Annotated in this window: 9 protein-coding genes; 6 read left to right on the top strand and 3 right to left on the bottom strand. The window is 47.0% G+C overall.

Annotation, left to right across the window (positions count from 1 at the left end):
- Positions 1-534 (top strand): RNA-guided endonuclease InsQ/TnpB family protein (locus tag QUB70_RS19115; protein WP_332982746.1); only part of this gene is annotated, 534 nt, incomplete at its 5' end.
- Positions 535-636: 102 nt separating this feature from the next.
- On the opposite strand, the gene QUB70_RS19120 is transcribed toward QUB70_RS19115, so the two are convergent.
- Positions 637-2,355, bottom strand: a complete 1,719-nt coding sequence (locus tag QUB70_RS19120) for a putative bifunctional diguanylate cyclase/phosphodiesterase (protein ID WP_332982748.1) — start codon at positions 2,353-2,355, stop codon at positions 637-639.
- Between the two features lie 282 nt (positions 2,356-2,637).
- Between QUB70_RS19120 and QUB70_RS19125 the strand changes: the two genes are divergently transcribed.
- Complete coding sequence (locus tag QUB70_RS19125) at positions 2,638-2,904, top strand: hypothetical protein (protein WP_332982750.1); 267 nt, start codon at positions 2,638-2,640, stop codon at positions 2,902-2,904.
- Between the two features lie 168 nt (positions 2,905-3,072).
- On the opposite strand, the gene murQ is transcribed toward QUB70_RS19125, so the two are convergent.
- Entirely contained in the window at positions 3,073-3,987 is a 915-nt protein-coding gene (murQ, locus tag QUB70_RS19130; protein ID WP_332982752.1) for an N-acetylmuramic acid 6-phosphate etherase, read from the bottom strand.
- A gap of 230 nt (positions 3,988-4,217) precedes the next feature.
- Positions 4,218-4,592, bottom strand: coding sequence for a DUF3110 domain-containing protein (locus QUB70_RS19135; protein ID WP_332982753.1), 375 nt, complete (start codon positions 4,590-4,592; stop codon positions 4,218-4,220).
- Between the two features lie 177 nt (positions 4,593-4,769).
- On the opposite strand from QUB70_RS19135, the gene QUB70_RS19140 reads away from it, so the two are divergent.
- From QUB70_RS19140 to QUB70_RS19155, 4 genes are all read left to right on the top strand, one after another.
- Positions 4,770-4,940 (top strand): hypothetical protein, encoded by a 171-nt coding sequence (locus QUB70_RS19140; RefSeq protein WP_332982755.1) that lies wholly within the window; start codon positions 4,770-4,772, stop codon positions 4,938-4,940.
- A 51-nt stretch (positions 4,941-4,991) separates the two neighbouring features.
- Entirely contained in the window at positions 4,992-11,648 is a 6,657-nt protein-coding gene (locus QUB70_RS19145) for a translocation/assembly module TamB domain-containing protein (RefSeq protein ID WP_332982756.1), read from the top strand.
- A gap of 140 nt (positions 11,649-11,788) precedes the next feature.
- Positions 11,789-12,934, top strand: a complete 1,146-nt coding sequence (locus QUB70_RS19150; protein ID WP_332982757.1) for a clostripain-related cysteine peptidase — start codon at positions 11,789-11,791, stop codon at positions 12,932-12,934.
- A 165-nt stretch (positions 12,935-13,099) separates the two neighbouring features.
- Positions 13,100-13,462 (top strand): hypothetical protein, encoded by a 363-nt coding sequence (locus QUB70_RS19155; protein WP_332982759.1) that lies wholly within the window; start codon positions 13,100-13,102, stop codon positions 13,460-13,462.
- The last annotated feature ends 95 nt before the right edge of the window (positions 13,463-13,557 follow it).

The following is a 13,557-nucleotide window of genomic DNA, read 5'->3' on the forward strand; positions in this document are numbered from 1 at the left end:
ATCAAGTCATTTGCCACGCTGTCAACCCAGCAGGTTTTTGATGCGCCAAAACCGTTAAAGCAAGCGAAAACCAAGCTGGCTACTTTGCAGCGCCAAGCATCAAAGCAGGTAAAAGGCTCTCAAAATCAGCGTAAAACTTACAATAAAATTAGGCAACTCCATGCACGGATAGCTTGCATTCGCCTAGACTTCCTTCACAAGTTGACAACTTATTTAGCCCAAACTTTTAAGCTAATTAAGATTGAAGATTTAAACGTCAAAGGAATGATGGCAAATCACAAGTTAGCTGGAGCAATATCTGACATTGGGTTTTATGAATTTAAACGCCAACTCGACTATAAATGTCAAATGTATGGAGCTAATTTGGTATTGGTAGACCAGTGGTTTCCTAGTACCAAAACTTGCTCGAATTGTGGCAACAAAAAAGATATGCCACTAAGCGTTCGGACTTTCGACTGTCCTGCTTGTGGCATATCTTTAGATCGGGATTTTAACGCAAGTTTGAATATTTTAAATTGGGAACCCTCGGCTTGAGGGGGATAGCCTACTTATCTTGGGATAGCCGACTACCCAACAGCGTAGGAAGTAAACCCTGAATTGTATCTAAAGACGACTTTAGGTAGGTTTAGGTAAGTTTTATAAAGCAGGCATAGATGCTGCCTCAGAGTGAAACGACTCGTTTAGCAGTTTGGCGATCGTGTCAGCGTTAGCAGGGCGACAGAAGTAAAAACCTTGACCTTCATCGCAGCCTCGCGCTTGCAGGTAGTCACGCTGCTCCTTGGTTTCAATGCCTTCTGCGGTGATCGTTAACCCCAGACTTTTTGCCAGAGCAATGATCGCATCAGTAATGGTGGCGCTGTCCGGGTTAGACAGTACATCTTGGACAAAGGATCGATCGATCTTGAGCATATTAACCGGAAACCGTTGCAGGTAGTTCAGGGAAGAATAACCTGTGCCAAAGTCGTCTAGGGCGAGGGACACGCCAAGTTCTCGCAGTTGCGTCAAGGTTTTGACCGATCGCTCAATGTCAGTCATCAAGGCACTTTCAGTCACTTCCAGTTCTAAATACGCAGCTTCGAGTTCAGTCTGGGCCAAAATTTCGCGAACCATCTCAACCAGATTCGCCTGCTCAAATTGTCGAGCCGACAGATTCACCGAAATCCGCAGCGCTGGCAGCCCAGCCAGTTGCCAGCGACGGGTTTGAGCGCAAGCCGTTCGCAAGATCCATTCACCAATGGGCACGATCTCGCCATTGGCTTCGGCGATCGGAATAAATTGTGCCGGAGAGACCAAACCCTGTGTAGAATGCTGCCAGCGAACCAGCGCCTCCGTTGCTTTCACCCGTCCGCTGTGCAGGTCGATCAGCGGTTGATAGTAAACCAGTAGTTCGTTACGCTCCAGCGCTCCGCGCAGGCTATTTTCTAGGGCCAGTCGCTCCTGTAACTGAACGTTCATTTCGGGTGAATAAAACTGATAGTGACTCCGCCCTTGCTGCTTTGCCTGATGAAGTGCGAAGTCGGCTTGCTGAAGAAGTTTCTCTACAGAATTCGTATTTTCTAGATGGTTCAATGTAATGCCGAGACTGGCGGTGATGTGGATCGGGTTGCCGTTGATAGAGAAAGGTTTGGTCAGCGTACTCAGCAGCAGTTGGGATAGCTTGACCACACTCTGCAGCGAGGGGAGTTCGCTGCGAGCGATCGCAAACTCACCGTCGCCCAAACGCGCCAAGACATCTGACTCATCCATGCACTGTACCACCCGTTGGGAAACGGCTCTAATTAGTAAGTCGCAGATCCCAGGCTCCAACGCATGGCGCATCCCTGTGAAATCATCGATACCCAATACCAGCACTGCGACCAAGGGTGAGTGATTTTGAGATGGGGTTTGATTCAGGCGATCGCAGAATAAGTCACGATTTGGCAATCCAGTCAGTTCATCGTAGTGGGTAATGTAATGAATCAATTCATCTAGTTTGTAAAGCGTTTGTGAGGAATTTGCCATCAACGTACCGACTTCATCAGTAAACTCTGTGGGTAAGTTCGGCAATGTCCTTGTCCTTGTATCGAGGTAGTTTTGTAGAGCCTCCGAGGTTAAGATTACCGGAACCAGGAGGTGGCGTAGCGTATAAAGCGTTGCTCCCGTACCCGCTAATGTCGCCAGCAGAGCAATCAGCAGAACCCGGACTGATGTCTCTACAGAGTAAGCATTTGAGGTAAGAAACCAGACCATTAAGGTTAGCAAAGGAACGTGCGTGCCTAAAAATGCAACCACCATAATTTTGGCAGTGTAGCTTTTTTTCAGCCAGGGGAGATGCCCCAAGAATGAGTATAGGTTAACGTTAAACTTTGGTTGCATAGGAATCGGTTTTAAATTTCAAAGTGGGTAGAGTATCCAGCAGTCTCGTACTAGGTGCGTTGGCTTCAGAAATGGCTTTTTTAACTAAGGAGCGATCGCCAAACAACAAGTATATATACTGACCCTAATCGCCTTTTTCAAAAGCGTCAGTGATCCGCGCCACAAATCACCGAAATTGACTTTTTTTAAAGCTACAATTTAGATCGGCCTTCAGCTTTTCGTCTGCTACTGATAACTAACTAATGACTAATGACTAATAACTAAATTCCTAAAAGGGTAACTATGAAAAAAGTAGCCGTGTTTGGCAATGCTGGAGGCGGTAAATCAACTCTCAGCAAGAGATTATCGGAAATCACTGGTTTGCCAGTTTACATCTTGGATAAGATTCAATATCAATCTGGGGGCGCTGAGGTAAACTATGAAGAATACAAGCATATCCATGAGAAAATTTTGGCTGCTGACCGATGGATTATAGACGGTTTTGGTTGTATGGAAACCGTCTGGCTTCGACTCAACGAGGCGGATAGTCTGGTTTTTGTTGACAGTTGACAGTTGACAGTTGACAGTTGACAGTTGACAGTTGACAGTTGACAGTTGACAGTTGACAGTTGACAGATTCCAATTACTCATTACCCAATGCCCAATGCCCAATGCCCGATGCCCGATGCCCGATGCCCAATTAATCATTACCAATAACTACTGACTAATGACTGCTGACTACTGACTAATTGATGCCACAGCCGATCGCAAATTGCCTTGAAACTCGCCCAAAATTCGATCGCACTCTTCCTTCTCCAAATTAGTCCAGTGCATCATCAAAGCTAATTTTACAGACTTGCCGCTTTTTTCGAGCAAAAAACCCGCTTCATCCCGGCCCAAATCAGTCAAATCCTGCAACATCCGCACCGCCCGATCGCGCAATTTCTTATTAGTCACCGCCACATCAACCATCCGATTGCCGTATACCTTCCCCAGCTTCACCATTACCCCAGTCGAAAGGATATTCAAAGCCATTTTTGTCACCGTACCCGCTTTCAAGCGCGTCGAACCCGCCACTATTTCCGGGCCAACCAACAAGCGAATATCAACATCAGCCTCAAAACTCACTTGTTCGACGGGTACGCAGGCCACAAACACAGTCTTCGCCCCCCGCTGCCGCGCCGCCTGCAAAGCGCCCGCGACAAACGGCGTCGTACCTCCAGCCGTAATCCCGACAACTACATCTAGATTATTAATGTGACGGTGGGCGATCGCCTCGACTCCATCCTCAGCCCGATCCTCCAAATCCTCCGAACTCCGCACCAAAGCACCCGCACCCCCGGCAATTATGCCCTGTACGAGCTCTGGCGCAGTGCAGAAGGTGGGGGGACACTCGGCCGCATCCAGCACCCCCAAACGCCCGGAAGTACCCGCACCGACGTAAAACAGGCGACCTCCTTGACGCAGAGACTCGGCTGCAATGTCGATCGCCCGGGCTAACTGTTCGCGGGCGCGGGCGATCGCGCTTAAGGTTTGAGCGTCTTCCCGGTTGAACAAGTCCACTAATTCGATCGAACTGAGTTGGTCTAAATTCTCGCTGTTGGCATTCACCTGTTCCGTCAGCAGATGCCCTCTTTCTTCAAAATTTTTCATGTTTTTTTATTAGTCATTGGTCATTGGTCATTGGTCATTAGTCATTGGTCATTATGCGTACAAAATAGGGTACGTATTGTCTGCCCGCTGGTGAGCTTGGTGAAGTCGCGACTCAAAGGATTGAAACTTGCGCGATCGGGCGATCGGCTCAATCTACTTCCTTTGAGAGAGGCAATTACCCATTACCCATTACCCATTACCAATAACTAATGACTAATGACCAATGACTATTACAAAAGTCCTTCGAGGCGGCGGCGAATAGAATCCAGTTCGTTTTGGGAAACGTCAGAATCCGGCTCCGACTCCGGCTCCCCCTGGGCCTGCCACTGAGTCTGTGTTACATTGTCTTCTGGCGGGATCGCTAGCGCACCCGCCGGCACCAGTTCCCAATCATAGTCAACACTGTCGCAGAACTCCTTAATTTCCTCATCGTCGATCGCCTCGACAGCGGGTTCGGGGAAATCCTGAGCTTCCAACATCACGCCAAAGCGGGTGGCGTCGTCTTCTGACTCAAACATCAGAACTTTGTTGCGATCGCCGAGTTGAATGGTATGAATTCCCTCATTCTCGGTGCGGGCATTGAAGAGTAAGACGAACACTCGCATAAGTTTTAAAGACCTTCTTAACCACCGTTTTTTTATCTTAGAAGCGATCGGGCAAACGATTTTAGATTTTAGATTTTAGATTTTAGATTGACCACCGATCCTGCACTGGCGGGATCGAAAAGATTTGGGGGAGTTGGAGGACTTGGTTTTAGGTGGTGTCGCGTGTTTTGATTAATTTTGCTAAAGGTTTCTGGAGTCTGCCCCGGAGTCGGAGGCGCGAATCAGCTTTCGTTCGATCCTCTGCTGCAAGCTTCGCGATCGGCGCGATCGGCACTTCGGGCCTCACTTGTGAGTCTACCAAAGGCAGAAGGCACGAAGCGACAAATCACAGAAATTATACCTGTCTAAAATCGGCTGATTCCCTTAATTCTTGAATTCTCTGATTTTTGAGAAACACCCATGACTAACTCCGACGATAACAAAAATCAACTCCCACCCCGCCCCCACCGCCGCTGGTGGCGTCTGCTGCTGCTTAGCGGTACGGGAGTGGGCATTCTCGCCTTGGTTGGGGCAGTGGCAGCTCAGGCGTGGGTGCGGGAAAAGTTAGCTCCGATTGTGCAATCTGAGGTCAGTCAGACACTGAAGAGGCCCGTGCAAATCGGACGTTTGGAGCGATTTTCTCCGACGAGTTTGCGGTTTGGCCGATCGACCGTACCTGCAACTGCTACCGATCCAGATTATGCTTCTACAGAAGCAGTAGAAGTACAATTTTCAATCTGGCAACTGCTGTTCAACCGCACTCTCAAATTAGATATTACCTTAGTTAAACCCAGCGCTTATATCGAACAGGATACTCAAGGCCGCTGGATTAATATTCCCACTAGCGAGCAAAAACCTCCTGGTTTATTTAAAACTGAAGTTGATGCAGTTCGAGTTGAAAATGTCAGCGCAGTTTTGGTACCGAGTCCCGCAGTCGGACAGAAAACTTCGGCTCCGATTTCTGTAAGTCTGAAAAATGGCAGCGCTCTATTTCGCGACCAAAATCAGCGCGTTCTCTACGAACTCAACGGTCAGTTTACGACTGGCGATAATTTTATAGTTAAAGCTGATTCTATGTTACCTGCGGCTCAAACTAACGTGCAGTTGCAAGGTCAAAATTTGCCTTTAGCAGACCTCGCTCGCTTGCTGAAACTTCCCGGAATTTATTTACAAAAAGGTCTAGCTAATGGCAATTTGACCGTGCAATTGCGAGACAATAAAGTATCGGGAATTGTTGGAGCCGCTAGTTTTGCCGGAGTGCAGGCAAGCATCAATCCGCTGAAACAAATTATACAAAATAGCAGCGGTCAGTTGCGGTTTCAGGGAACTAATTTGATTGTCGATAGTTTGACGGCAAATTACGGTCAAATTCCCCTTCAAATAGCAGGAACAGTTGCAACTGGAACTAATTTTAATCTCGAACAAGCTAGCTTCAATCTGACAACTAACGTGCAACCAGTCGCTTTGGCAAGTATTGTTAGTGCGGTGGAGACAGAGTTAGGGCAGAAAGTCGTATTACCGGTTGCTGTTGCGGGGGAAGTGAAGGCGGATGCTAAGCTGACTGGAACCCTTGCTTTGCCGGTGCTGACAGGTACGATCGCCTCGACAAAACCCGCTATAGTCGATCGCCTGCAATTAAACAATATTAGCACTAATTTCAAATTGGAACGGGGGAGAATGGCTCAAACCCCAAATCCCAATTCTCAATCTTCAATTCCCCCGTTTTCCTCTTTAGCTTTGACTTTGAGCGATATTTTGGTAGTGCCGGCGGCGGGCGGTAAAATTGGCGGGAAAGGTGAAGTCGATATCAGGTTGGGAAGTGACAATTCGCGATCGGGTTTGGTGTTTGATTTGCAAGCTGAAAACTTGCCCGCAGATAACCTCGCCCAAATTTACGCTCTCCCAATTCCTGCTACTGTTACAATTGGCAGTGTCTCCGCAAAAACTCAAATTTTCGGCCCGTTAGACAACATTCAAGCTAGAGTTCAATGGCAAGCACCGCAAGGTACTTTCCCCGCAGCGGGGGAAATTCGAGCCGGAGGCAATTCGGCGGATTTGCAAAATACGGTTGTGAAAATTGGCGACGCTTCTGTTAACGTGGATGCTGCGCTAAAAGACCGTCAATGGCAAGCTTTGATAAAAGGCGATCGCGTGGCACTCAACAGTTTGCAGCAAGTCGTACCGGGGCTTAATTTGCCTCCCGAACTAGCGGGTTTGGTCAGCGGAACCGTAGAAGCAGCAGGAACTCTGGACAATTTGAGTTTAAATGCGATCGCTGCGGCGGCCAAAGGAACGCTGAATATTGCTGACAGTATTGTTGATGTTAATGGCGAACTAGAATCGGGTAACTGGCAAGTTTTTGGCAACAGTGAAAAAGTTGCTGTCAATCAATTGATTGATATTGGATTGCCTTTTTTAACACGGGAAAATACTGCAAATCTCGACAATCTAAAATCCCAAATCGAAAATCTAAAATCCCTCGGCGGGCAGCTAGCAGGTGAATTTCAATCTGCGGGAAATGTTGACAATTTGACAGCGGGCGGCATCAATGTTAGTGGCAACGGTAGGCTCAATTTTGCCGACAGCAATGTCAATTTAAACGGAGAATTGGTAGCGGGAAACTGGCAAGCAACAGCCCAAACAGATCGCACTTCCATCAACCGCTTAGTAGATTTGACACTGCCGATTTTAGATGTGGCTTCCGCATTCAATCCCGAAACTCAGCAATCTGCCAATCTCAACAATCTAAAATCCAAAATCCAAAATCTAAAATCGATTGACGGACTGCTATCGAGTCAAATTACAGCATCGGGAAGTATTGACAATTTGACTGCTAGCAGCATCAATGCCAGCGGCAGCGGCAGACTCAATCTTGCCGACAGCAATGTGAATTTTAAAGGAGAATTGGCAGCGGGAAATTGGCAGGGAATTGCAGAAACCGATCGCACTTCCATCAGCCGTCTGGTAAATTTAGGATTGCCGCTGTTAGATGTTGGCTTGGCTTTCACTGCTGACAATCCCCAAACAGTCGCCAATATCAACAATCTCAAATCCAAAATCCAAAATTTCAAATCGCTTGACGGACAAATATCGAATCAAATTCAAGCCAGCGGCAATCTTGATAATTCAACCGCCGCCGATATTTCTGTCAACAGCAGCGGCCAACTCAATATTGCCGACGGTACTGTCGCTTTTAGAGGTAAATTAGAAGACAGACGCTGGCAAGCTTTCGCCGATGCCGATCGAGTTATTCTCAGCCGCTTAGAACAAACTGTTCGCAATCTCCAACTGTTTCCGCTGACGGCGACTTTGCCTAAAGGATTTGACGGCCGAGTTAACGGCCAATTCCAAGCAGCGGGAAGTTTGGATAACTTGACAGCCAAGGGAATTAGTGCTAATGGAGAAGGACGGATTTTGGTCGATCGACTCGGGGCGATCGATACTACGGCAAAATTGGAAAACGGCAACTTGCAAGCATTGCTGGAAACAAACGGAATTGCCGTCAGTAATTTAGAACAAACCCTCAAACAAACTGGTTTGCTGACAGCGGATTTACCGCCAGAAATTAACGGAACCCTCGACGGCAAAGTCCGCATTTTGGGAACAGTAGATAATCTCACCGCCAACGGCATCACCGCCAACGGCGACGGACAAATTCGACTCGCCAACGGCGGAGGAATTGTCAATGCGGTTGGCAGCGCCGCATCGGGGAATTGGCGCGCGTCAATCGAGGGCGAGCAAATTGCTCTAAGTCGCTTCCAGCAAGCCTTTGAGTCGCAGCGACAAAGCTTGCAAGGCCAAGGTTTAGTCTCCGGTACCCAAAATCTCCCCCAGCTTCGAGGACTGTTTAACGGCAATGTCAATTTGTCCGGTCCGATTGCGGCTTCCCCACAAAATGTTCGCGCCGGCGGCAGTTTCCGCATCTCGGAATTGCCGTTTTTGAAACAACCTTTTGAGGCAGTATTTAATTGGGACGGCAAACGGGTGGAAATTGAGAACGCCACAACTCCCGGTTTGACGGCAAACGGCTTTGTTAATGTCGAACTCGAAGGTAAAGGATTGCCCTCAATTTCCAATCTAGATTTGGATGTAAAACTCTCCAACTTTAACCTGGCAGCCTTACCAGCAGAACAGTTAGCATTTTTGTCCACCGTGGCGGACAAAAATTCCTCACAGCAAAACCCACCCCTGCGCGGCAACGTCGATTTTACCGGCCGCCTCACCGGAACTTTAGCAGCCCTCAGCTTAGTTGGCGACGTGGAAGTGCGGAATTTAGCAGTAAATCAAATCGCTTTTGACCCGGTACTGGCGGGGAAAGTGAATGCGAGTTCTGACAAAAGTGTAGATTTGCGTTTGGCCGGCGCAAGCGACAAAATCGAAGTAGCTTTAAATCAATCTTTTCTGCCGACATCTTTCTTAATTCAACGCGGAGAATCGGTAGCCCGCGGCCAAACCGAGGGAGAAACTTTGCGAGTAAATTTAAGCGATTTTCCCCTCGCTGCTTTGAATCTATCACCCGGTAAAGAGGCGGGTTTGGGGCCGATAACTGGTACGGTTTCGGGACAAGTCAACGTGCCCGGTTGGAAGATGCCGTTAAATCCGGCGACTTTGCAAGCAAACGGACAAATTGCGATCGCCCAACCGGCGATCGGCTACATTAAAGGTGACAGTTTCCAAGCCGAATTCAGCTACGCTAACGGCAGCGCTACTCTGACAAATGGTATATTCCGTCAAGGCAGCGGTCAATACTTAATTTCCGGCAATGTTCAAACAGGCGCCAACCCGCAATTTGCCGGAAAAGTTAACATCCAGCAGGGGAATTTGCAGCAAGTTTTAGTCGCTTTGCAGTATTTCAATTTAGGCGATTTAGCCCGAGGCATAAAAACTCCCGTTTACGGTGACAGTGGCGACGTGCAAACTGTAGCAGTCGGAGAACCGGAGGCCCCGCTAATCGAACAGTTGCGCCGCTTGGCAGAAATCGAAGTAATTTTGCAGCAGCAGCAGGCAGTTAAAACCTCGGAAAAATTGCCTCCCTTATCTCAATTGCAGGGAACTTTTGGCGGGGAAATTGCTGTCGCAGGTTCTTTGCGAACGGGTGTGCAAGCTCAATTTAACGTTAAAGGCGATAACTGGCAGTGGGGAAAATATGTCGCCGAAAAGTTCAGCATTGAGGGCAGTTTTCAGGACGGGATTTTAACTGTTTTGCCTTTGGAAATTCGATCGGGAAAAAGTGCGATCGGCTTTTCGGGACAAATCGGGCAAAAAGCTCAATCAGGGCAGTTGCGGGTAGAAAATATCCCGGTGGAAGAGTTAGCAAAACTGGTGGAATTGCCCTTTGTGGATGTAACTGGAAATTTGAATTTGCGGGCGAATTTGGCCGGCAGTTTGGAAAATCCGCAACTGGCCGGGGAATTGAGTTTGCTTGACGGTACGCTAAACGGAGAACCGATTAAACAAGCCGACGGCAGTTTCAGTTACAGCAATGCCCGCCTGAATTTTGGCGGCAGCGCTTTGGTAACTCAAACCGAACCGATTGAGGTCGCCGGAAGTTTGCCATTTGAGTTGCCTTTTGCCAAAGTCAAAGCCGACAGCAATCAAATTGATTTGAGGGCGAATTTGCAAAATGAAGGTTTGGCAATTATTAATGTATTGACTCCGCAAGTTGCGTGGGTCAGCGGCAAGGGACAGGTGCAAATTCGCGTCGGAGGGACGCTGCAAGACCCTGTAGCGCAAGGAATTGCCAATTTTGAAAATGCAACCGTCCGGGCGAGAGCCTTCCCAGAACCGCTGACAGGGCTGACTGGGACAATGCGCTTTGAGGGCGATCGAATTCGGGTAGAGGGAATTCGGGGACAGTTGAGTCAGGGACAAGTTGTGGCCGCTGGCGTAATTCCGCTGTCTGTGCCTTTTGCTGAGGGCGATGTCGATGCGGCTAATCCTTTGGCTGTAAATCTCGACAAGTTAGCCGTAAATCTCAGAGGATTGTACAGCGGTGGGGTTGTCGGTCAAGTGCAAGCAAGGGGCACGGCTAGGCGCCCGCAGTTGAGCGGTAATATTGAACTGTACAACGGCGAAGTATTTCTGCCCAGTGCCGGCGGCGGCACAACTGAGTTAGCTTCTTCCTCTTCTGTTTCTGCTTCTGATTCTTCTTCCCCTGCGACTGAGGTTTCTGCTTCCCCTGCGACTGAGGTTTCTCCTTCCCCTGCGACTCCGACTACCCCTTCCTTTGAAGTTGGATTGAACGATTTGCGGCTGAATTTGGGCCGGGGAATTCGGGTAACAAGTGCGCCGATATTGAGTTTTCAGGCGACTGGGGGCTTGACGGTGAATGGAACTTTAGATGACCTCCGCCCGGAGGGTACGATTCGGTTGACTTCGGGGTCGGTGAATTTGTTTACAACGCAGTTTAGACTCGATCGAGGATACCCGCAGACTGCTACCTTTGTACCAACACAAGGACTCGATCCGACGCTGGATGTGAGATTAGCAACTTCGGTACAGGAAGTAACGCGGTTCCGCACTCCCGGCACATCTGTAGCCTCTGAAATAGCAGACGAACCGACAACTTTCGGCAATGTGCGGAGTGTCCGAGTTCAAGCGTTAGTCCAGGGAAGGGCTTCTCAGTTGGCGGAAAGTCTGGAGTTGAGGAGCTCTCCGAGTCGATCGGAAATAGAGATTGTAGCGCTGTTAGGCGGCAGTTTCGTGCAGACTTTGGGACAGGGAGACAGTACACTGGCGATCGCAAATTTAGCCGGTGCGGGTTTATTGAACAACCTTCAATCTGCGGTTACAAACGCCACAGGATTGAGCGAATTTCGTTTATTTCCCACTCGGATTAGAGGCAACGAAGCACAAGGTGCTAGTTCCAGTTCTGGTGCGGGTTCTCTCGGTTTAGGTTTAGAAGTTGGGTTTGACATCACCCGCAATATTTCAGCCTCAATCATTCGAGTTTTGTCAGCAAATCAACCGACTGAATTTACTGTGCGCTATCGATTGAGCGATAAAATTTTACTCAGAAGTTCCAGTAATTTTCAAGGAGACAACCGCGTCACTGCTGAATATGAATTGAGGTTTTAGTTAGCCCAAAATACCGTCTACCAAAAGCTGACGATCTTCAATCAGGAGCAGAGAACGTGAAAAGAAGAGAAGCAATCAAATTGATAACGGTAAGTATTAGTTCTTTAATAGAGACCATATATTACTCGGGAGACCAATATATGCTTGGAAGTACGGTCAAAAATCATTATGACTGGGTATTACTATACTGGATGCCCTATGACAATAATCTCTCAAGATTCGGACAACCAATTCTTCAAATGCTAAGTAAAGGTGTAAAAAGTGACAAAGTTTTGGTAGTAGTACAATCAGACTTTAGTGGAGCAGCACAACTTTCGAGAAGCATCATTAGCCAAGGTAAAGTTGATACGCAATACTTAGAAACAGCAGATAGTAGTAGTGCAGAAGTCTTGAGTGAGTATCTGACTTGGGCACAATCTCAATTTCAAGCCAGACGCTGGGCTATTGTGTTTTTAGGTCATAGTGGAACGCTTATGGAAATCAGCCCCGACGAACATCCCACCTCCCCTTCAATTTCAGAAATTAGATGGATGAATCTTCAAAAAATAAATCAAGTTATATTTAATTTTAACCAATCTGTAAAGGGAAATCTCGAATTATTATTTTTCCAAAATTGTAATAAAGGAAATATTGAAGTACACCATACTTTCCAAAATACTACTAAGTATACGCTTTCATCTCAACTCCCACTGGGAGCGCCAAATTACTATTATGAGCAATTTTTAAGTTATTTAAGCGATTATCCAGACATTGATGGTTCTCAGCTAGCTAAAAAGATTATGGATTGTGAACGACGGGATATGTACCATAGTTTGACATTAACTAACAATTATTATTTCCGCTACTTTGCCGAAAAAGTTAATGTTGTGATTGATTCTATTTTGCAAGCAGATATTGCGCCTGTGAAAGTTTTTATATCCTCAATTTTAGCGCCTGAAGCCAATCTTTCAAATAACAATAATGCTGTAGTTTATCATAACTCTGGAGAAACCTTTGTTGATTTCGTAAATTTTTTACAAAAACTTACCCAATTATCAGGTGCCAGTCCGTCAGCTTGTAACGATTTATTGTTATTTTTAAATAATTTCCTCATTCAGAGAGTGCAACAGAATGGTGAATTACTTGACTCAAGAATTAGAAATAAGTATAAAAACTTATCAGGCTTAGGTTTATTTTTACCTAGAAATTGGCAGAGACTGGAAAAGTATTTGTATTTATCGGTTTATGCAGACTTAAAGCTTGTAGAGTTTTTTGAGGCAGTTGTATTCGAGACAAAAAAGAACTAAAGGTATGGGGGATATTTGACTTTCCAGACTTCACGGAAGCAGTCTGGGAAGTAAAACAACAGCCAGCATTCGCTCCCACTTCCCACTTCCGAATGCTATAATATAAATAGCAGAATTAAAGCCCTGCTGCCAACCCCGCACACCAGGTTATAGGAGTTAAGTCAAATGGCAAACCAACTCCAAGTTAATACAGAGTCGATCGGCTACAGCGACTTTTACTGGAACCGCTTTAGTCCGAGAGTTGCGACTATCAGCAGCGTCCGCAACGCCAATCACTGGGACGGCGGATTTATCACCTATATTGCATTTCCCACAAAAGTAGAAGCTACAGCAGCAATGAAATATTTGCTCTTGCATCAAAAAGCTGCTGATGTCGATATGCGGAAAGCCAAGCGAATGAAAGCAAAAGGCATTCGGTGGGAACTCAAAATTCGGGGTTTAGCTTTTAATGAAGTGCTCAAGCTGGCGACTATGGATATAACTGGAAAGCTAGTTATGTCGCCTGCTACTACTCAAGCCACAGGCTGATAAAAGCATTCAGATAACAGGTTGGGTTGAGACAAAAAAACCCAACCCTTCTAATATTTGTCAATATCCATCTTCCTCTCTTTTCTCCTCCTCTG

This window comes from Microcoleus sp. A003_D6 (assembly GCF_036702825.1).
In the GTDB taxonomy this organism is placed as follows: domain Bacteria; phylum Cyanobacteriota; class Cyanobacteriia; order Cyanobacteriales; family Microcoleaceae; genus Microcoleus.

What these genes read in the sequence shown, in the direction of transcription:
- QUB70_RS19120 (WP_332982748.1), bottom strand. Translation starts at nt 2,355, where the DNA reads ATGCAACCAAAGTTTAACGTTAACCTATACTCATTCTTGGGGCATCTC.
- QUB70_RS19125 (WP_332982750.1), top strand. Translation starts at nt 2,638, where the DNA reads ATGAAAAAAGTAGCCGTGTTTGGCAATGCTGGAGGCGGTAAATCAACT.
- murQ (WP_332982752.1), bottom strand. Translation starts at nt 3,987, where the DNA reads ATGAAAAATTTTGAAGAAAGAGGGCATCTGCTGACGGAACAGGTGAAT.
- QUB70_RS19135 (WP_332982753.1), bottom strand. Translation starts at nt 4,592, where the DNA reads ATGCGAGTGTTCGTCTTACTCTTCAATGCCCGCACCGAGAATGAGGGA.
- QUB70_RS19145 (WP_332982756.1), top strand. Translation starts at nt 4,992, where the DNA reads ATGACTAACTCCGACGATAACAAAAATCAACTCCCACCCCGCCCCCAC.
- QUB70_RS19150 (WP_332982757.1), top strand. Translation starts at nt 11,789, where the DNA reads ATGCTTGGAAGTACGGTCAAAAATCATTATGACTGGGTATTACTATAC.
- QUB70_RS19155 (WP_332982759.1), top strand. Translation starts at nt 13,100, where the DNA reads ATGGCAAACCAACTCCAAGTTAATACAGAGTCGATCGGCTACAGCGAC.